This window comes from Cupriavidus sp. C1SS-2L (assembly GCF_057073735.1).
Genome location: NZ_CP172708.1, coordinates 2291764 through 2309280 on the forward strand (window position 1 = coordinate 2291764; position 17517 = coordinate 2309280).

General features: G+C 64.2%; 14 protein-coding genes. 3 read left to right on the forward strand and 11 right to left on the reverse strand.

Translation table 11 applies throughout. The features are described from left to right. Positions 1-8: 8 nt before the first annotated feature. The 4 genes from ntrC to ACIGJG_RS10620 form a co-directional block, all read right to left on the reverse strand. Positions 9-1556, reverse strand: coding sequence for a nitrogen regulation protein NR(I) (ntrC, locus tag ACIGJG_RS10605; RefSeq protein ID WP_041679642.1), 1548 nt, complete (start codon positions 1554-1556; stop codon positions 9-11). A gap of 91 nt (positions 1557-1647) precedes the next feature. Continuing rightward, positions 1648-2829, reverse strand: a complete 1182-nt coding sequence (glnL, locus tag ACIGJG_RS10610; RefSeq protein WP_011298217.1) for a nitrogen regulation protein NR(II) — start codon at positions 2827-2829, stop codon at positions 1648-1650. A gap of 4 nt (positions 2830-2833) precedes the next feature. After that, positions 2834-3400 (reverse strand): hypothetical protein, encoded by a 567-nt coding sequence (locus ACIGJG_RS10615; protein WP_011298218.1) that lies wholly within the window; start codon positions 3398-3400, stop codon positions 2834-2836. 127 nt (positions 3401-3527) lie between these two features. Continuing rightward, a complete protein-coding gene (locus ACIGJG_RS10620) occupies positions 3528-4943 on the reverse strand; it encodes a 3-hydroxylaminophenol mutase (protein ID WP_011298219.1) in 1416 nt (471 codons plus the stop codon). Between the two features lie 514 nt (positions 4944-5457). Here ACIGJG_RS10620 and ACIGJG_RS10625 point away from each other — a divergent pair. Beyond that, positions 5458-5922 (forward strand): rhodanese-like domain-containing protein, encoded by a 465-nt coding sequence (locus ACIGJG_RS10625; RefSeq protein WP_011298221.1) that lies wholly within the window; start codon positions 5458-5460, stop codon positions 5920-5922. Positions 5923-5990: 68 nt separating this feature from the next. Here the strand turns inward: ACIGJG_RS10625 and ACIGJG_RS10630 are convergent, their stop codons facing one another. The 6 genes from ACIGJG_RS10630 to hrpA form a co-directional block, all read right to left on the reverse strand. Then, positions 5991-6812, reverse strand: coding sequence for a competence/damage-inducible protein A (locus ACIGJG_RS10630; protein ID WP_011298222.1), 822 nt, complete (start codon positions 6810-6812; stop codon positions 5991-5993). 12 nt (positions 6813-6824) lie between these two features. Beyond that, complete coding sequence (locus ACIGJG_RS10635; RefSeq protein ID WP_011298223.1) at positions 6825-7700, reverse strand: EI24 domain-containing protein; 876 nt, start codon at positions 7698-7700, stop codon at positions 6825-6827. 90 nt (positions 7701-7790) lie between these two features. Further along, positions 7791-8765: a sterol desaturase family protein gene (locus ACIGJG_RS10640; RefSeq protein WP_220630885.1), complete on the reverse strand. Its 975-nt coding sequence runs from the start codon at positions 8763-8765 to the stop codon at positions 7791-7793. After that, the gene (locus ACIGJG_RS10645; RefSeq protein ID WP_140950587.1) at positions 8765-9616 is read right to left on the reverse strand and encodes a polysaccharide deacetylase family protein; all 852 of its coding nucleotides are present in this window, start codon (positions 9614-9616) and stop codon (positions 8765-8767) included. The genes ACIGJG_RS10640 and ACIGJG_RS10645 overlap by 1 nt, the downstream gene beginning before the upstream one ends. A gap of 18 nt (positions 9617-9634) precedes the next feature. Then, a complete protein-coding gene (locus tag ACIGJG_RS10650; RefSeq protein ID WP_235679811.1) occupies positions 9635-10558 on the reverse strand; it encodes a YVTN family beta-propeller repeat protein in 924 nt (307 codons plus the stop codon). 212 nt (positions 10559-10770) lie between these two features. Then, the gene (gene hrpA / locus ACIGJG_RS10655; protein ID WP_011298227.1) at positions 10771-14742 is read right to left on the reverse strand and encodes an ATP-dependent RNA helicase HrpA; all 3972 of its coding nucleotides are present in this window, start codon (positions 14740-14742) and stop codon (positions 10771-10773) included. A 23-nt stretch (positions 14743-14765) separates the two neighbouring features. On the opposite strand from hrpA, the gene argA reads away from it, so the two are divergent. Together argA and ACIGJG_RS10665 are read left to right on the forward strand one after the other, a co-directional pair. Next, complete coding sequence (gene argA / locus ACIGJG_RS10660) at positions 14766-16199, forward strand: amino-acid N-acetyltransferase (protein ID WP_011298228.1); 1434 nt, start codon at positions 14766-14768, stop codon at positions 16197-16199. 146 nt (positions 16200-16345) lie between these two features. Next, positions 16346-16618, forward strand: coding sequence for an oxidative damage protection protein (locus tag ACIGJG_RS10665; RefSeq protein WP_011298229.1), 273 nt, complete (start codon positions 16346-16348; stop codon positions 16616-16618). Positions 16619-16694: 76 nt separating this feature from the next. Here the strand turns inward: ACIGJG_RS10665 and rpiA are convergent, their stop codons facing one another. Next, a complete protein-coding gene (rpiA, locus tag ACIGJG_RS10670; protein ID WP_011298230.1) occupies positions 16695-17381 on the reverse strand; it encodes a ribose-5-phosphate isomerase RpiA in 687 nt (228 codons plus the stop codon). Positions 17382-17517 lie beyond the last annotated feature (136 nt).

Here is a 17517-nt window from a genome sequence, read left to right on the forward strand (position 1 = left end):
TCGGTAGCTTAGTCGAAGCCCAGTTCCTGCAGCTTGCGCGTGATTGTATTGCGTCCGATGCCAAGCCGCGTGGCAGCTTCCACGCGGCGGCCCCGCGTCACACCGAGCGCCGCCTCCAGTACGGCCTTTTCGAAGCGCCGCGTCAGCACGTCCATGACTTCCGGCTGGCCGGACTCCAGCATTGCCTTTGCCTCGCCAGCGAGCAGGGTTTCCCATCCGGCCGCGAGCGACGAAGGTGCTGGCATCGAGGTCGCCGTGACTGGCCTCACCGCGGTCATGGTGTCCGCCTCGGCGACTGGCATGGCCAGTCCGCCGTAATCGGAAAGATCATGGCCGCCCTCGAAATCAGCCGATGGCAAACGCGCCTCGACCGCACGCGGCACCGGCGCGCTTTCCGCACTGCCGGTGCCGATCATCTCGCGCGGCAAGTCCTTGACCTCGATGGTCTGGGCCGGCGCCATCACGGTAAGCCAGTTGCAGAGGTTCTCTAGCTGGCGCACGTTGCCCGGGAACGGCAGCGTGCTCACGTACGCCAGCGCCTCGTCGGACATGCGCTTGGGCTCCACGCCCAGTTCCTTCGCGCTCTTCTGCAGGAAATGCCGTGCCAGCAGCGTGATGTCCTCGGGACGTTCGCGCAGCGGCGGCAGGCGTAGCCGGATCACGTTCAGGCGGTGGAACAAGTCTTCGCGGAACAGGCCCTCCTTGACGCGCAACTCCAGGTTCTGGTGCGTGGCGGCAATCACGCGAACATTGGCGCGCAGCGGATTGTGCCCGCCCACACGGTAGAAGTTTCCGTCGGACAGCACACGCAGCAGCCGGGTCTGCAGGTCGAACGGCATATCGCCGATTTCATCGAGGAACAGCGTGCCGCCCTCGGCCTGCTCGAAGCGACCGCGGCGCATGGTTTGCGCGCCCGTGAACGCGCCGCGCTCATGGCCGAACAGTTCGGATTCGAGCAGATCCTTCGGGATGGCGGCCGTGTTCAGCGCAATGAACGGGCCATTCGCGCGCGGGCTGTGCTTGTGCAAGGCTCGCGCGACGAGTTCCTTGCCCGTACCGGACTCGCCCGTAATCATCACCGTCACATTCGATTGCGACAGGCGGCCGATCGCGCGGAACACGTCCTGCATCGCGGGCGCCTGCCCGAGGATTTCCGGCGCATCGACGAGCCGGTCGTCCATCTCCTCCTCGCGCAGGCTTTCTTCGAGCGCGCGGCGGATCAGTTCGACGGCCTTGTCGACATCGAACGGCTTGGCCAGATATTCGAAGGCGCCGCCCTGGAATGCCGCCACGGCGCTGTCCAGGTCCGAATAGGCCGTCATGATGATGACCGGCAGGCCCGGGTGCTTCGCCTTGATGGCCTGCAGCAGGTCCAGGCCCGAGCCGCCGGGCATGCGGATATCCGATATCAGGACCTGCGGAACATCGTCTTCCAGCGCCGCGAGTGCGTCGCGGACATTGGTAAAGCTGCGCGAGAGCAGGCTTTCACGGGCCAGGGCCTTTTCAAGTACCCAGCGGATTGATTGATCGTCGTCGACTATCCAGATCGGCTTCATGTGCGTCGCTTGTCTGCTCGGTGTCATTTGGTCTTCCGCATGCCCGGCCTGGCGGCAAGTGCAACGATCGATCGCGGATGCCGGCGGACAGCTAGTGCAGCGGCAGCAGGATGCGGAAGTCGGTACAGCCCGGCCTGCTCTCGCATTCGATCAAGCCCTCGTGCTGCTGCACGAAGGTTTGAGCGAGTGTGAGACCGAGTCCGCTGCCGCCGTCCCTACCCGAAACCAGCGGATAGAAGATGCGTTCGCGGATGTCATCGGGAATTCCCGGGCCGTTGTCGATCACATGCAAGTCCAATGCCAGCTTGAACAATCGCTTCGCAATCGTGACCTGGCGGGCGACGCGCGTGCGCAGGATGATCTGCGCGTCGCCGCGCGCAATGCGCTCGGCCAGCGCCTGGGCTGCGTTATGGACGATATTGAGCACGGCCTGGATCAGCTGTTCCATGTCGCCGCGCAGTTCGGGCAGGCTGGCATCGTAATCGCGCTCGATGTCCAGCCCGTTGGGAAACTCGGCCAGCACGACCGAACGCACACGCTCTAGCACCTCGTGGATATTCAGGCTCGACACGATATGCGGATGGCGGTGCGGCTCCAGCAGCCGGTCCACCAGCGTCTGCAACCGGTCCGACTCCTTGATGATGACCTGCGTGTATTCGCGCAGTGCACGTTCGGGCAACTCGAACTCGAGCAGTTGTGCCGCGCCACGGATACCGCCGAGCGGATTCTTGATCTCGTGGGCGAGATTGCGGATCAATTCCTTGTTAGCGGCCGTCAGGTCGAGAATGCGCTCTTCCCTGTCGCTGCGAACCTTCTGCTCGTTGGGCAGGATCTCAACGAGCACGGTATCGCTGAAGGCCTCCAGCGCGCCGATGACCACGTGCGCGTGAATGGGCTCCTGCAATGGTGGGCGCAGCACCAAGTCCTGGCGCCGCACATCGAACTGGCGCGTGATCACCGTGTCGATCATGCCCTGCAGCTCTTCGGACTGCCCGAACAGGTCCGACAACGACAACTCCACCATCGCCTTGCGCGACACTGCGAAGGTCGATTCCGCCGCCGGATTGGCATACATCACGCCCAGACCCGGTTGCCTGACGAGCAGTACCGGGTTAGCGACGACATCGAGGCCGGCATGCAGCGCCACCGCGCCTAGTGGCAACACCTGACCGCTGCCCGGACCATTGGCCGGTGGAGTCCGGCCGGCAGTGTCGCCGCCGGCGCCATCGGCGCTACCGCTCCTGCGCGACACGCTGCGAATCAGGCGACGCATATGACTAGTCCTTCAAGTTGGAAAGCTCGCGGCGCAACGACGCCGCGTTGGCTTCGCTGCGGGCGATGTCATCGCGCATGGCTGCCGTGCGATCCAGATACTTTTGATAATTCCGTTCGTTGCCCTGCCGCTCGGGCTGGCCGTTGTTGTACTCGGCACGCAGGGTGGCCAGCTTGGCGTCCTCGGCCTGCAATTCCTGCTCCAGCACGGTGCGCCGCTCGCTGTCACGGCTCTTCTGCGTGGCGCTATCCACCCGGGGGAAACCGGCCGTGGACGCTGTCGCTGCCGGAGCCGCAGCAGCCTTTGCCGACGCCGAGGTACGCCCGCCTGGCACGGAAACCACATCGGGCAGGTTCAGCCGCTTGCAGCCTTTGCCTGCGTTGCCATTGCGATACTCGGGCACGCCATTGGGGCCGACGCAGACATAGACGTCGGAGGACTGCGCCTGTGCAGTCTGGCTCCACGCAGATGCCAGCAGCACGGCCGCAGACACCAGGATGGGGAGTCGGACACGGGAATGGTGCAGCAGCTTGGCCAGCCGGGCCAGGGGCGCGAACTCGTTCATGAACATCAGCGATAGGGTTGAACGGAAAGCCCCATTCTAGCCATCAAAAGAAAAAGGGACAGCCAAAGCCGCCCCTTGATGGTGCTACTGTTGCCCGACCACAACCTATCGTCATCGCCGGGCAACAACTCGCTTACAGCGAGTAATACATTTCGAATTCGACCGGGTGAGTGGTCATGCGGAAGCGGGTGACTTCTTCCATCTTCAGCTCGATGTAGGCGTCAAGCATGGAGTTGGAGAACACGCCGCCGCGGGTCAGGAACTCACGGTCGTTGTCGAGGTATTCCAGCGACTGGTCGAGGCTGTTGCAGACGGTCGGGATCTTTGCATCCTCTTCCGGCGGCAGGTCGTACAGGTTCTTGTCGGCAGCTTCGCCCGGGTGGATCTTGTTCATCACGCCATCCAGACCGGCCATCAGCAGTGCCGAGAAGCCCAGGTACGGGTTCATCAGCGGATCCGGGAAGCGGGTCTCGATACGGCGGCCCTTCGGGTTGGCAACGTACGGAATACGGATCGAGGCCGAACGGTTGCGGGCCGAGTAGGCCAGCTTCACCGGCGCTTCGAAGCCCGGCACCAGACGCTTGTACGAGTTCGTACCCGGGTTGGTGATGGCGTTCAGCGCGCGAGCGTGCTTGATGATGCCGCCGATGTAGTACAGCGCGAATTCCGACAGGCCGGCGTAGCCGTTGCCCGCGAACAGGTTCTGGCCGTCCTTCCACACGGACTGGTGCACGTGCATGCCCGAGCCGTTGTCGCCGACGATGGGCTTCGGCATGAACGTGGCGGTCTTGCCGTAGGTGTGGGCGACGTTCTGGATCACGTACTTCTGCAGCTGGGTCCAGTCGGCGCGTTGCACCAGCGTGCTGAAGCGCGTGCCGATTTCGTTCTGGCCCTGGCCAGCCACTTCGTGGTGGTGGACTTCAACGGGAATGCCCAGCGATTCGAGGATCAGGCACATTTCCGAACGCATGTCCTGGAACGTGTCGATCGGGGCAACCGGGAAGTAGCCGCCCTTCTTGCCCGGACGGTGGCCCGAGTTGCCGTGTTCGAATTCCTTGCCCGACGACCACGGGGCTTCTTCGGAATGCACCTTCACGAAGCAGCCTTGCATGTCGACGTTCCAGGTCACGCCGTCGAAGATGAAGAATTCGGGTTCCGGACCGAAGAAGGCGGTGTCGCCCAGGCCGGTGCTCTTCAGGTAGGCTTCTGCGCGCTTGGCGATCGAACGCGGGTCGCGGTCATAGCCCTTGCCATCCGACGGCTCGACCACGTCGCAGGTCAGCACCAGCGTCGGCTCTTCGTAGAACGGGTCGATGAAGGCGGTGTTCGAATCCGGCATCAGCAGCATGTCCGAAGCCTCGATACCCTTCCAGCCAGCGATGGACGAACCGTCGAAGGCATGGCCGCTTTCGAACTTGTCGTCGTCGAAATGCGAGGTCGGCACCGAAACGTGTTGCTCCTTGCCTTTGGTATCGGTGAAACGGAAATCGACGAACTTGACGTCGTTTTCCTTCACAAGCTTCATCACATCTGCAACGCTTTGGGCCATGCCAATCTCCTGAAATTCGGCTGAAGTCTAGAAAGCCATTCGTGGGCCGGTCATCGCGTCAACGGCAAAGTGCTGAGCCTCACGGCCGCTGTGCCCGCGCGATTCCTTGCCCTGAAAAGGACGAGGAATGTTAGCAGAAAGCATGCCAAGGAAATGCCTGCCGCATTGCCGCCGTCCCGAAAAAAGTGCGGATCCAAAGCCCGCGCACCGCTGCGGGGGCACGTCGATCAACGGGCGCAGAGCCGCCTCATGACAACGTGATTCAAACGCAACAGAACACCGGCAAAGTACCCCACCCATAAAACACCATAACGGTGCGCACATCAAGATTTGGCACCTTATTAGTGCTTATGCACCAAACAGGTTCATTGCGCACCGCAAACGCCCCATTGCGCTTCATTGCCTCTGCGCAAGCGACGAATCGACCCGCCTGCATCGATGGTCATTGGCGGGGCGCGCTATAGAATAACGGTTTGGCAGCTCCGCCATTCCAACTACCAATCTTGTCAGCCAGATGACCACCCGAGACGAACTCCTCAAGACTGCGCAACAACGTCAGCAACAGAACCAGCTTCCGTATTTCGGCGCGCTGTCGCCTGTGGAAGCCTTCGCGCTGCTGCAGAGCGATCCGTCGGCTGTGCTGGTCGACGTGCGCACGCAGGCCGAGCTCGACTGGGTCGGCGGCGTCGACCTGCCCGACGCGCAATTCGCCCACGTGGAGTGGATGTCCTATCCCGGCGGCGCGCAGAACGCGCGCTTCGTTGAAGAACTGAAGGCGCGCGTGCCGGCCAACGCGCCGGTGCTGTTCCTGTGCCGCAGCGCCGCGCGCTCCAAGCATGCCGCGCGTGTTGCGACCGAAGCCGGTTACCAGTACGCGATGGATGTGCTGGAAGGCTTCGAAGGCAACCGCGACGACAACCACCACCGCAAGACCGTTGAGGGCTGGTGCGTACGCGGCCTGCCGTGGCACGGCGCCTGAAGCGCGCAAGCGTAGAAGCGCAAAATGAAACAGGGGCCGCGGCCCCTGTGTTCTTGTCTCGGAACAACTCAGCGCGCAGCGTCCGCGCCGGCCTGCTCCACCGTTTCGAATCCCATGCTGCGTACCCCTTCGAGCAGCATGGCGTACGCCGGTGCGACCTGCTCCGAGGCGCCCTTGACGCCAAGGTCGATATGGCGCCGGGCAAAAATCTCCCCGCGCTGCGCATCGCCCACTGATGGCAGGCTAAACACGCGGATCCCCGGGAACGCCGCCTCGACCCGCTCCATCAGCGGCGTCAGCGTCGATTCCGGCGCCTCGAACACGTAGAACGCACGTTCCTGCTGGCCAGCCTGATGAAACAGGTGGGCATAGGCATGGTCCAGTACCCATTCCATCATCGGCCATGCCATGACGGGGAAGCCTGGCATGAAATGGTGGTCGGCTACCGAGAACCCCGGAATGCGGTTGTAGCTGTTCGGGATGATGCGCGCGCCCTCGGGAAACTCCCCCATCTTGAAGCGATGCTGGTTTTCGGGCAGGTTGAGGTCGCCCTTGACTGGATCGCCCTGCGCGGTTTCGGCAATCCGTAGTGCGATCTGTTCGCGGGCCTCGGGATGCAGCACCAGCGGCACGCCGAGCGCTGCGGCCGCGCACTGGCGCGTATGGTCGTCGGGCGTCGCACCGATACCACCCGTGCAGAACACCACATCCGGGCCTGCCAGTGTGCGGCGCAGCGTGGCTGTGATGCTTTCACGGTCATCGCCGACATACTGGGCCCAGTCCAGTTTTAGGCCGCGCTCGCCAAGCAGCTCGATGGCGCGGCGCAGGTGCTTGTCCTCCCGCCGCCCGGAAAGTATTTCGTCGCCAATGACGATCAGGCCGAAACCCATGATGCCCCCGCTTCAGGAATGTTCAATGCGGCGCACGTCGGACGGCGCCAGATCAATAACGTCACCGGCCGGCGCCGAAGGCGGCGCGGTCGAGGCCCGTTCGGCACGCAGTTGCGCGAGCGCACGCAGGCAGAAATGGCCGAACCACAGCGCCGAGAAAATGAAGATCAGCACGTAGAGCCACAGCGTACCTGCCAGCACGAACGGAAAAAGGAAAATGACCGCAGCAGACGACACCCACAGCAGCGTCGGGGCTGAGCCGAGCAGCCCGACCACCACGCCCATCGTCAGCAGCGGGACACGATGGCGCTGCATCAGCGTCTTTCGCTCTTCGGCGGACGCGTGATCGGCCAGGGCGTCATAGGTCATTACGCGGTAGGTCAACCAGCCCCAAAGCACGGGCGGAATCAGTGCAAAGAACAGCGGCATCAGCCACAGCGGCAACGTCACCACCACCAGGACCAGGAACACCACCGTGCTGCCGAGCGACTGGAACACGCTGCCCACGACGCTGCCGCCGCGCTTCTTGTCCAGGTCCGGGTAGCTACGCTCGAGATGGCGCACCACCGCAGGCACCGAAAACAGGCTGATGAACAGCAGCATCGACGCAATGACCAACGGCACCGCCAGGGCAACCACGAACAAGGGCGCCACCACGGCTCGCATCGACTGAAGCCCGAACCAGTCCAGCGTGCTGTAGATCCAGCTGGTCAGCACGGAAGTTTCGAGGAAAGACCGCATGGCGCCCATGATCGGGTCCCAGCCCCACCAGAGCAGGCCGCCCCACAGCGCCGTCGCAAGGAGGAAAGGCAGGATCGTCAGCATCAGCATGCGAGGATGCAGCTGGCTCACAAGCGCGCGGCCAAACGAGCGAAAAATATCGTTCATGCAGGATATCGGAAGGGAACAGTGCAATGCGCCGGAAAATGCACGCGCACCGGAACACTAGCATACGCCGCCTGTGCCGCGGCGTGTCGCTCAGCCGAGGCGCAGCAGGCGTTTGATGCCGTACCACTGCTGGGCCAGCAGCCCCGCGCCGTAGTCGCGGCCCTTGCCCGTGGGAGGCGGCATCTGGTCGCGGATGCCGGTCGGATGGTATGCCGGCGTGAAGACAGCGGTGCCGAACAGCATGTCCCACCACGGGAAGATCACGCCATAGTTGCAGCCGCCGAGACGCGCCGGCACGCCGGCCGCCTCATGCCCGATCCCCACGGCATGGTGCGTACGGTGAAAGCGTGGCGAGACCAGCAGGCGTTCGCCGAACGCGCCGAAGTGCAGGCGCAGGTTGGCATGCTGAAGGCTTTGCAGCAGTTGCGACAGCGCTACGAGAAGCACGTATTGAGACGGCTCCACACCCACCGCAATGGCAACCAGGGCGAACACGAGGTCGCGCAGCATGTCGTCGAGCAGATGATTGCGGTTATCGCTCCACAGCGTCATCTGGCGCTGGCTGTGATGCACCGCGTGCAGGCTCCACCACCAGCGGTAGGTGTGCGACAGCCGGTGGTACCAGTAGTCGAGCAAATCGAACAGCAGCAGGTAGACGAAGAAGCTGACCAGCGGGATCGACGTCACGCCGGGCCACCAGTCCTCCACGTTCACACGCTGCCAGCCGACCAGCCGCAGATGCCCTTCCAGCGCATCGGTCAGCGGCGCCAGCATGAAGAACATCGCCAGCCGGAACAGGCCGAGACGGTGGATCAGCGTATAGAGGATGTCAGTGCGGATGCCGGCCCGGTCGGTGACCGGCTCGACCGGGCGCAGCTTTTCCAGCGGGCCCAGAATCAGCACCATCACGGCGATCTGCACCAGCCCCACCAGCAGCCATTCGGTGCCGGTGAACGCGTCTTCGGCATAGCCGCCGAATCCCAGGTTGTAGACAAGCGGCAGCACCACGTCCTGGAACAGCGTGCCTTCGAACTGGGCAATCCACCCGTTGAGGGTTTCCCACATCAGCGCTTGCCCTCCTTGCGCGCACCCTGTCCGGCAGTGGCGATCCAGTCCCGATAAGCCGGGTGCTCGCGCAGCGTGGCGAAACAGAAGCCCTTGTGCTCAAGCCCCGTGATCAGCGGCTCCAGCACGCCGGGTGCCCAAGGGTCCTTGCGCGACCAGATGCCAAGGTGCGCCATGGTGATATCGCCGTCGCGCAGGTCGCGCAGCGCGCGTGAGAGCAGCGCCTGGTTCGGATAGCGCTCCGATGACAATTCGTCACCAAGAAAACCGGCCGGAGCCCATCCCACATGCTTGAACCCGCATTGCTCGGCCCACTGCAGCGTTTGCGGGGCGGTGCGGCCGCCCGGCGCGCGCCACAGCGGCACCATGTCGACACCCGTCATGCCGCGCAGCGCCTGTGCACTGCGTTGCAGCTCGCGGCAAAAACCGTTGGCGTCCATGGTGACATCCTTGCCGGCATCGGCACCGAACTGCGGGCGCATGGTGACCTTGCCATCGCGCACGCTGCGTAGATAGACATGATCGTACGTATGCGTGCCGAATGCATGACCATCCGCTGCCAGCACCTTCCAGTATGGCGCCCAACCGGCCTCCAGCGAGCTATCCTTGTTGATGGTCGGCTCGTTGGCCAGGAAAAACGTGGCCTTGATATGGTGGCGGCGCAGCGTGTCGGCAATCAATTGGGCCTGGCTCATGCTGCCTGTATCGAAGGTCAGGTACAGCGTGCCTGCCCGGCAGGCCTGGCCTGGCGCCAAGGTGGCGTCAGCAGCCTGCAGACCCGTCACCGGCGCGGCCATTGCCGCGATGGCGGCGATCAGCCAGTTGAAGCGAGACACGTTGGACTTGCTCATGATCCTGCCCTGCGGTCGTCAGTAGAGCGGCGCCCGGGTGCGGAAATAAATCCCGTGGGGCGAACGGCCTACGCGGATGGTTTTCACCAGCTTGCGGTTGGCCACGTCGATCAGGCCGACCGCGCGCGCCCAGCGGAACGTCACCCACAGCGTCTTGCCGTCGGCAGTCAGCTCCATGTCGTCCGGACCCGGCGGCAGTCCGGTGATCTCGCCCACCTTGGTCAGCGTCTGCTGGTCGACGATGCTGATGCTGCCCGATACGCGATTGCTCAGGAACAGGTGGCGCTTGTCACCGACGGCACGGAAGTTGTGTGCGCCCTTTCCGGTCTGGATCTGCTTGACGATGGTACGTGTGCGCCAGTCGATCACCGCGACATAGTCGGCGCCCGTCATGCCGACCAGCAGGTAGCGCTGGTCCGGCGTCACCCAGATGCCCGCCGGCGCCGAGCCCGCGTCCATGCGCCACATCACGTTCTGCGTGACAAGGTCGATCGCGACCACCTCGTTGGAGTCCTGCAGCGTGATGAACGCGATACGGCTGTCGGCGGTATAGGCGATATGGCTCGGCGTCTTGGCCAGCGGAAACTGCTTGGCGATCTTCAGCGCCTTGCCGTCCCAGCGATAGAGGTCGACGCGGTCCAGCCGGTTGCCAGTGGCGATGAACCACTTCTGGTCGGGCGAAAAGCCGATCTGGTACGGATCGTCGATGTTCGGGACGCGCTGCTGCACCTTGCCGGTCACCGGATCGAGGAAAACGAGGTCATTGCCCACGGCGTTCGCCACGATCAGGGACTTGTCGTCCGGCGTGGCGATCAGGTGGTGGGGTTCCTTGCCGACCGGGAAGGTCTCCAGTACCTTCTGCGAGTCCTTGTCGATCAGCGTGACGGTAGCATCACCCGAATTGAGCACCACCACGACTTCCGCCGAGGCCGGCGACGTCATCAACCCCAGGGCCAGGGAGCCGACCGTCAACACACCAGCAACAACACGACGCAACACGAGCATAAGTCCAGTTAATCCATAGGCGGAATCGCACATTCTAACGTTTCGGACCGACGCCACGATGACCGGCGAACTGATCAGGAACAAGTCTTTCACAATTCGTTACACATCTTTGTGCTGTTCCTGCCCCATCGGCATGGTCCTGCGGTGGTTTACCGCTGCATCGCCTCCCAGACCTTTTGCAACCGCTTGACCGACATCGGCACAGGCGTGCGCAGTTCCTGGGCAAACAGCGCAATGCGCAGTTCTTCCAGCATCCAGCGGAATTCGTCGAGCCTGGCATCGCCCCCCCCCTTGCCTTGCGTGCGCAACTGCTTTTCTGCGCGCTGCCATTGCTGCAGCAGCGGCATCATTTCCTGCATGCGCTGCGTGTCGCGAGCGGGGTCGCCCTTGAGCTTGTCCACGCGCATGGCGATACCCTTCAGGTACCGCGGGAAATGCACGAGCTGCGGATACGGTGTGTCGATGATGAACTGCTTGCCCATCAGGCGTCCAAGCTGCGCTTCCATGTCGGCGTAGGCCGTGCCGAACGGCTTGGCCTGCAGCAGCTTGCGCGGCAGTCCGGCGTACTCGGCCAGGATGGTGCCCGCCAGCCGCGCGATCTCCTGTGCGAGCAGCGACAACCGGGCCCGACCCTCGTCCTTGCGCGCGGTGAACTCGGCATCGTTGCGGGGCAACGGCGCCTGCAGGCAAGCCCGTTCCAGCGCCAGCAGCACGATCTGCTCCCGCAGCATCTCCTGCGTGCCGAGCGTCATGTACTGCATCGCCATCTGCTGCAGGCCGGGGATATTCTTCTCGATGAACTTGACCTGCTCGCGCAGCTGCAATGCGAACAGCCGGCGCAGGCCCGCATGGTGAATACGTTCGGCCTCCTGCGGATCGTCGAACACCTCGACGTCGCAATGCGTGCCCTTGTCCACGAGTGCCGGGTAGCCGAACAGCGTCTGGTTGCCTTTGCGGATCTCCAGCAGCTCGGGCAGTTCGCCGAACGACCAGGACGTCAAACCCTCGTACTGGCCGGCTTCGGCCGCCGGCACGTCGCGCGCGGCAATGTTCTGGAACGACTGCTGCGCCTGGCCACCGAGTTCGGCGCGAAGCTGCGCCAAGTTGCGCCCCATGTCCAACTGCCGGCCGTGCTCGTCGACCACCTTGAAGTTCATGAAGTGGTGCGCGGACAGCGTCTCCGGCTTGAAATCGGCGCGCCGCACCATCGTGCCGGTCTGTTCGCGGATATCGGCGATCAGCACGTCGGTCAGCTCGCCCTCGCCGAACGGTTGCCGCGCGACGAAGCCGGCGGCGTAGTCCGGCAGCGGCACACAATGGCGGCGCAGCTTCTGCGGCAGCGATTTCAGCAGCAGGTGAACCTTCTCCTTGATCATGCCCGGCACCAGCCATTCGGTGCGCTCCGGGCGTACCTGGTTGAGCGCGTACAGCGGCACGGCCAGCGTCACACCGTCGCGGTGGCTGCCCGGTTCAAAGTGATATGTCAGTCCCATGTCGACGCCGGCCACGGACATGGTCTTGGGGAACAAGTCCGTCGTGATGCCGGCCGCCTCATGCCGCATCAGCTCGTCGCGGTTCAGGTAGAGCAGCTTGCGGTCCTTCGCGCTTTCAGTCTGGTACCACTGTTCGAACGCTGTCTGCTGGCAGACGTCGGCAGGAATCGCGCGGTCGTAGAACGCGTAGATCAGCTCGTCATCGACCAGCACGTCCTGGCGGCGCGACTTGTGTTCAAGATTCTCGATCTCGCGCACGAGTCGCTGGTTATGCGCATAGAACGGCAGCCGCGTGTCGAACTCGCCTTCGACCAGCGCCCGGCGGATAAAGATTTCGCGCGCTTCCTTCGGGTTCATCGGCCCGTAGTGCACGCGGCGGTGCTGGTACACCACGAGCCCGTAGAGCGTGGCGCGCTCCATCGCGAGCACCTGCCCCGCCTTCTTTTCCCAGTGCGGATCGCTCCAGCTGACCTTGAGCAAGTGGCGGCCAACTTGCTCCAGCCACTCTGGCTCGATGCGCGCCAGCGTGCGCGCGAACAGCCGGCTGGTCTCGACCAGTTCGGCGGCCATGACCCAGCGGCCGACCTTGCGCGCGATCAGCGAGCCCGGCCACAGGTGGAACTTGATGCCACGCGCGCCAAGATATTCGCGGCCCTTGCCGTCGCTGTCCTCGATGCGGCAGCCGACGTTGCCTAGCAGGCCAGTCAACAGCGCCTTGTGCAACTGCTCGAACGTCGGCTCACTGTCGTTCAGCCGCCAACCCTGCTCGGTCACCGTGGTCAGAAGCTGCGAATGCACATCGCGCCACTCGCGCAGCCGCACATGCGAGAGGAAGTTGGCGCGGCACTGATCCTGCAATTGCTTGTTCGACTTCTTGTGCGCAACGGCCTCTTCAAACCATTTCCACAGCTTGACCCAGCCCAGGAACTCGGACTTCTCGTCCATGAATTTGCGATGCGCCTGGTCGGCCGCCTCCTGCGCTTCCTGTGGACGCTCGCGCGGATCCTGCACCGACAGCGCACTGGCGATCACCAGGACCTCGCGCAGACAGTGCTGCTCGCGCGCGGCCAGGATCATGCGCGCCACGCGCGGGTCCAGCGGCAGCTTGGCGAGTTGCCGGCCCGTGCCGGTTAGCTGGTTGGCATCGTCGACCGCGCCGAGTTCCTGCAGCAACTGGTAGCCGTCGGCAATAGCGCGGCCCAGCGGCGGCTCGATGAACGGGAACGATTCGATCTCTGTCAGCCGCAGCGCCTTCATGCGCAGGATCACGGCCGCCAGCGACGAGCGCAGGATTTCCGGATCGGTAAAGCGCACGCGGCCCTGGAACTCCGACTCCTCATAGAGCCGGATGCAAACGCCGTTGGCCACCCGCCCGCAACGGCCGGCGCGCTGGTTAGCGGCGGCCTGCGAAATCGACTCGATCTGCAGCTGTTCGACCTTGTTGCGATACGAATAGCGCTTGACGCGTGCGAGCCCGGTATCGACCACATAGCGGATGCCCGGCACCGTCAGCGAGGTCTCGGCAACGTTGGTTGCCAGCACAATGCGGCGCGTGTTCGACGGCTTGAACACGCGTTCCTGCTCCTGCACCGACAACCGTGCAAACAGGGGCAGGATTTCGGTGTGCGGCGGATGATGCTTGCGCAGCGCCTCGGCGGTCTCGCGGATCTCGCGCTCGCCAGGCAGGAACACCAGCACGTCGCCGGGGCCAAGGCGAGCCAGCTCGTCCACCGCATCGACGATGCCATCGTACAGGTCGCGCTCGCGCGCCTGCGCGCTCTTCGGCGGAGCGTCGGCGGGCTTGTCCTGCTGGATCGGCCGGTAGCGGATCTCCACCGGATACAGCCGTCCGCTCACCTCGATCACCGGGGCCGGCTTGCCGTTGGCCGCGAAATGCGTGGCGAAACGCTGCGCGTCGATCGTGGCCGACGTGATGATGACCTTGAGATCCGGGCGCTTCGGCAGGATCTGCTTCAGGTAGCCGATCAGGAAATCGATGTTCAGGCTGCGTTCGTGCGCCTCGTCGATGATGATCGTGTCATACGCGCGCAGCAGCGGATCGTTCTGCGTCTCCGCGAGCAGGATACCGTCGGTCATCAGCTTGACCGAGGCACCGGCGGACAGGACGTCGTTGAACCGCACCTGGTAGCCCACGTGCTCGCCCACCGGGGAGCCGAGTTCCTGCGCGATGCGCTTGGCCGTCGAAGTGGCAGCAATCCGCCGCGGCTGGGTGTGGCCGATCAGCCCGCCGCCTTCGCGCCCGGGCCCACGGCCGATCGACAGGCAGATCTTAGGGAGCTGCGTGGTCTTGCCCGAACCAGTCTCGCCCGACACGATGACGACCTGGTTGGCCTGCAGTGCCGCGGCGATCTCGTCGCGGCGGGCCGAGACCGGCAGTGCCTCCGGGAACGTGATCGGCGGCAGCGGATTGGCCTGGCGCGGCGGCCGTGTCGGGCGCGCGCGCCTGGCCGGCGCCTCCCCGCCGGGCGCGCCCGGTGCAATTTCGGGCCGCGGGCCGGAACGGGATGGCGGGCGTTGCGCGGGACGGCCGTCGGATCGGGGGGCAGGCCGTGCGCCAGCGGCAGGCTGGCGTGGCGAAGAAGGCTTGGCGGGACGTTGTTCTGACATTGGCCGGGATTATAATCCGCGGCATGAATGCCAGAACCGACACGCCCCCGCAGGCGCCCGCTCCTTCCGAGCCGGCCGAGCCACAGCCTGCCACCGAATCGCAGCCCGCCGTGGGCGCGCCCCAGACCGAAGCCGGCGAGCGCGGCGCGCCGGACCATCAGCAATTCGTCGACTGGCTGCGAGCGGTCGCACCGTATATCCACACATTCCGCGGCAAGACCTTCGTGATCGCTTTCGGTGGCGAACTGGTCAAGGCCGGCGTCCTAAATGCGCTGGTCAATGACGTGGCGCTGCTGCATGCCATGGGCATGCAGATCGTGCTGGTGCACGGCTCGCAGCCGCAGGTGGAAGAGCAGCTGGCCCTGCGCCATGTCGAATCTCAATTCGCCAATGGCGTGCGCATCACCAACAACGCAGCGCTCGAATGCGCCAAGGAAGCTTCGGGCGAATTGCGTCTGGACATCGAGGCCGCTTTTAGCCAGGGGCTGCCGAATACACCGATGGCCGGCGCGCAGCTTTCCGTGATTTCGGGCAACTTTGTCACGGCGCGGCCCGTGGGTATCGTCAACGGCGTGGATTTCCAGCACACCGGCATGGTACGCAAGATCGACGGCGAATCGGTCCGCATGTCGCTGTCCCACGGCAAGATCGTGCTGCTGTCCCCGCTCGGCTTCTCGCCGACTGGCCAAGCCTTCAACCTGACCATGGAGGACGTGGCCAGCGCCACCGCCACCACGCTGAAGGCCGACAAGCTCATTTTCATCACCGAAGTCCCTGGCGTACTCGATCCGGTCGGCAAGCTGATGAAGGAGATGTCGCTGCGCACCGCCGTGGACCGCCTGCAGAACAATGACCTGCAGCCCGACGTGGCCTACTTCCTCGAACACCTCGTCAAGGCGCTCAAGGGCGGCGTGCCGCGTGCGCACCTGATTCCCTATGACCTCGACGGCTCGGTCTTGCTGGAACTGTTCCTGCACGACGGCGTCGGCACCATGATTTCCGACACCGACCTGGAAAGCCTGCGCGAAGCCACGCTCGACGACGTCGGCGGCATCCTGCAGCTGATCGCGCCGCTGGAGCAGGACGGCACGCTGGTTCCGCGCGGCCGCCACCTGATCGAGCGCGATATCGGCAACTTCTCTGTGATCGAGCACGATGGCGTGCTGTTCGGCTGCGCCGCGCTGTACGACTATCCGCGCGAGAACATGGGCGAAATGGCTTGCCTGACGGTGTCGCCCGAAGCACAGGGCACCGGCGACGGCGAGCGCCTGCTCAAGCGTATCGAACGGCGCGCGCGCGCGCTGGGGCTCGAACGCCTGTTCGTGCTCACCACGCGTACCGAGCACTGGTTCCTCAAGCGCGGCTTTGTCCACGCCAATGTGGACGACCTGCCCGAGGACAAGCGCAAGCTCTACAACTGGCAGCGCAAATCGATGGTGCTGATGAAAAAGCTGTAGGAAATGTAGGGGCAATGCCGCCGTGGGGCGGCGCCCCGCCCTGCTTGGCTACAATATCGCACCAGTCGTCCACTGAACCACAAAACGGGAGCGCAGGACGCGCGGCATGCCGCGCCGGCTTCCGACCACGCACACAAGGAGTCCTCATGGCCCGCATGGTCCAATGCATTAAGCTGAACAAGGAAGCCGAAGGGCTCGATTTCCCGCCCCTGCCCGGCGAACTCGGCAAGAAGATCTGGCAAAGCGTCTCGAAGGAAGCCTGGGCCGGCTGGCTCAAGCACCAGACCATGCTGATCAACGAGAACCGCCTGAACATGGCCGATGCGCGTGCCCGCCAGTATCTGCTCAAGCAGACGGAGAAGTACTTCTTCGGCGAGGGCGCGGACGAGGCCGCGGGCTACGTGCCTCCGCAGGCCTGATCTTCCTGCACGATTGAAATGAAAATGGGGTGCCGCCGGCACCCCATTTTCATTGTGGCTTGCAGCCACTGGCCGATCAGTAATCGGTGCGCTGCACGCCCTCGCCCGTGCCGAGCAGCAGCACGTTCGCACCGCGCAGCGCGAACAGGCCCACGGTCACGACGCCGGGAATCTGGTTGATCGACTGTTCCAACCCGCGCGGATCGGTGATTTTCAGGCCGCTTACGTCCAGAATCACATTGCCATTGTCGGTCTTGTAAATGCCGCCGTCCTTGTTCATGCGCAGGCGGGGCTGGCCGCCAAGCGCGGCGACTTGGCGCGCGACCGCCGCGCGTGCCATCGGAATCACTTCGACGGGTAGCGGGAAGGCGCCCATCGTTTCGACGAGCTTACTGCCGTCCGCGATGCAGACGAAACGGCCGGCGACCGAGGCCACGATCTTCTCGCGGGTCAGCGCGCCGCCACCGCCCTTGATCATCGCGCCACTGGCGTCGATCTCGTCGGCGCCGTCGACATAGACGGGGATATCGTCGACTTCATTGAGGTCGAGCACCTTGAAGCCATGCTGTTGCAACCGGCGCGTGGACGCCTCGGAGCTCGATACCGCACCCGCGAAGCGATCCTTGAACGCCGCCACGGCGTCAATGAAAAGATTGGCCGTGGAACCGGTGCCAACGCCGAGCACGGCGCCTTCCGGGACTTCCTGCTTCACGTAGTCGGCCGCGGCTTGCGCCACCAGCGCCTTGAGTTCATCCTGAGTCATGACAACAGCCAGATGGCTTTCGGGGAAAAACGCGTAGTGTAGCGGATTGCGATGGCAAGGCTGCCCGCGACGGTACAATGCCTCAACGGCGCCGCGAGTCGGCCGCCTTCCCGCCTCCCCATGACGACTGCAACGA

Coding starts and splice junctions, on each gene's coding strand:
- ACIGJG_RS10615 (WP_011298218.1), bottom strand. CDS start 3,400: ATGTTCATGAACGAGTTCGCGCCCCTGGCCCGGCTGGCCAAGCTGCTG.
- ACIGJG_RS10620 (WP_011298219.1), bottom strand. CDS start 4,943: ATGGCCCAAAGCGTTGCAGATGTGATGAAGCTTGTGAAGGAAAACGAC.
- ACIGJG_RS10645 (WP_140950587.1), bottom strand. CDS start 9,616: ATGAGCAAGTCCAACGTGTCTCGCTTCAACTGGCTGATCGCCGCCATC.
- ACIGJG_RS10640 (WP_220630885.1), bottom strand. CDS start 8,765: ATGTGGGAAACCCTCAACGGGTGGATTGCCCAGTTCGAAGGCACGCTG.
- ACIGJG_RS10630 (WP_011298222.1), bottom strand. CDS start 6,812: ATGGGTTTCGGCCTGATCGTCATTGGCGACGAAATACTTTCCGGGCGG.
- ACIGJG_RS10635 (WP_011298223.1), bottom strand. CDS start 7,700: ATGAACGATATTTTTCGCTCGTTTGGCCGCGCGCTTGTGAGCCAGCTG.
- rpiA (WP_011298230.1), bottom strand. CDS start 17,381: ATGACTCAGGATGAACTCAAGGCGCTGGTGGCGCAAGCCGCGGCCGAC.
- hrpA (WP_011298227.1), bottom strand. CDS start 14,742: ATGTCAGAACAACGTCCCGCCAAGCCTTCTTCGCCACGCCAGCCTGCC.
- glnL (WP_011298217.1), bottom strand. CDS start 2,829: ATGCGTCGCCTGATTCGCAGCGTGTCGCGCAGGAGCGGTAGCGCCGAT.
- ACIGJG_RS10650 (WP_235679811.1), bottom strand. CDS start 10,558: ATGACGTCGCCGGCCTCGGCGGAAGTCGTGGTGGTGCTCAATTCGGGT.
- ntrC (WP_041679642.1), bottom strand. CDS start 1,556: ATGAAGCCGATCTGGATAGTCGACGACGATCAATCAATCCGCTGGGTA.
- ACIGJG_RS10665 (WP_011298229.1), top strand. CDS start 16,346: ATGGCCCGCATGGTCCAATGCATTAAGCTGAACAAGGAAGCCGAAGGG.
- ACIGJG_RS10625 (WP_011298221.1), top strand. CDS start 5,458: ATGACCACCCGAGACGAACTCCTCAAGACTGCGCAACAACGTCAGCAA.
- argA (WP_011298228.1), top strand. CDS start 14,766: ATGAATGCCAGAACCGACACGCCCCCGCAGGCGCCCGCTCCTTCCGAG.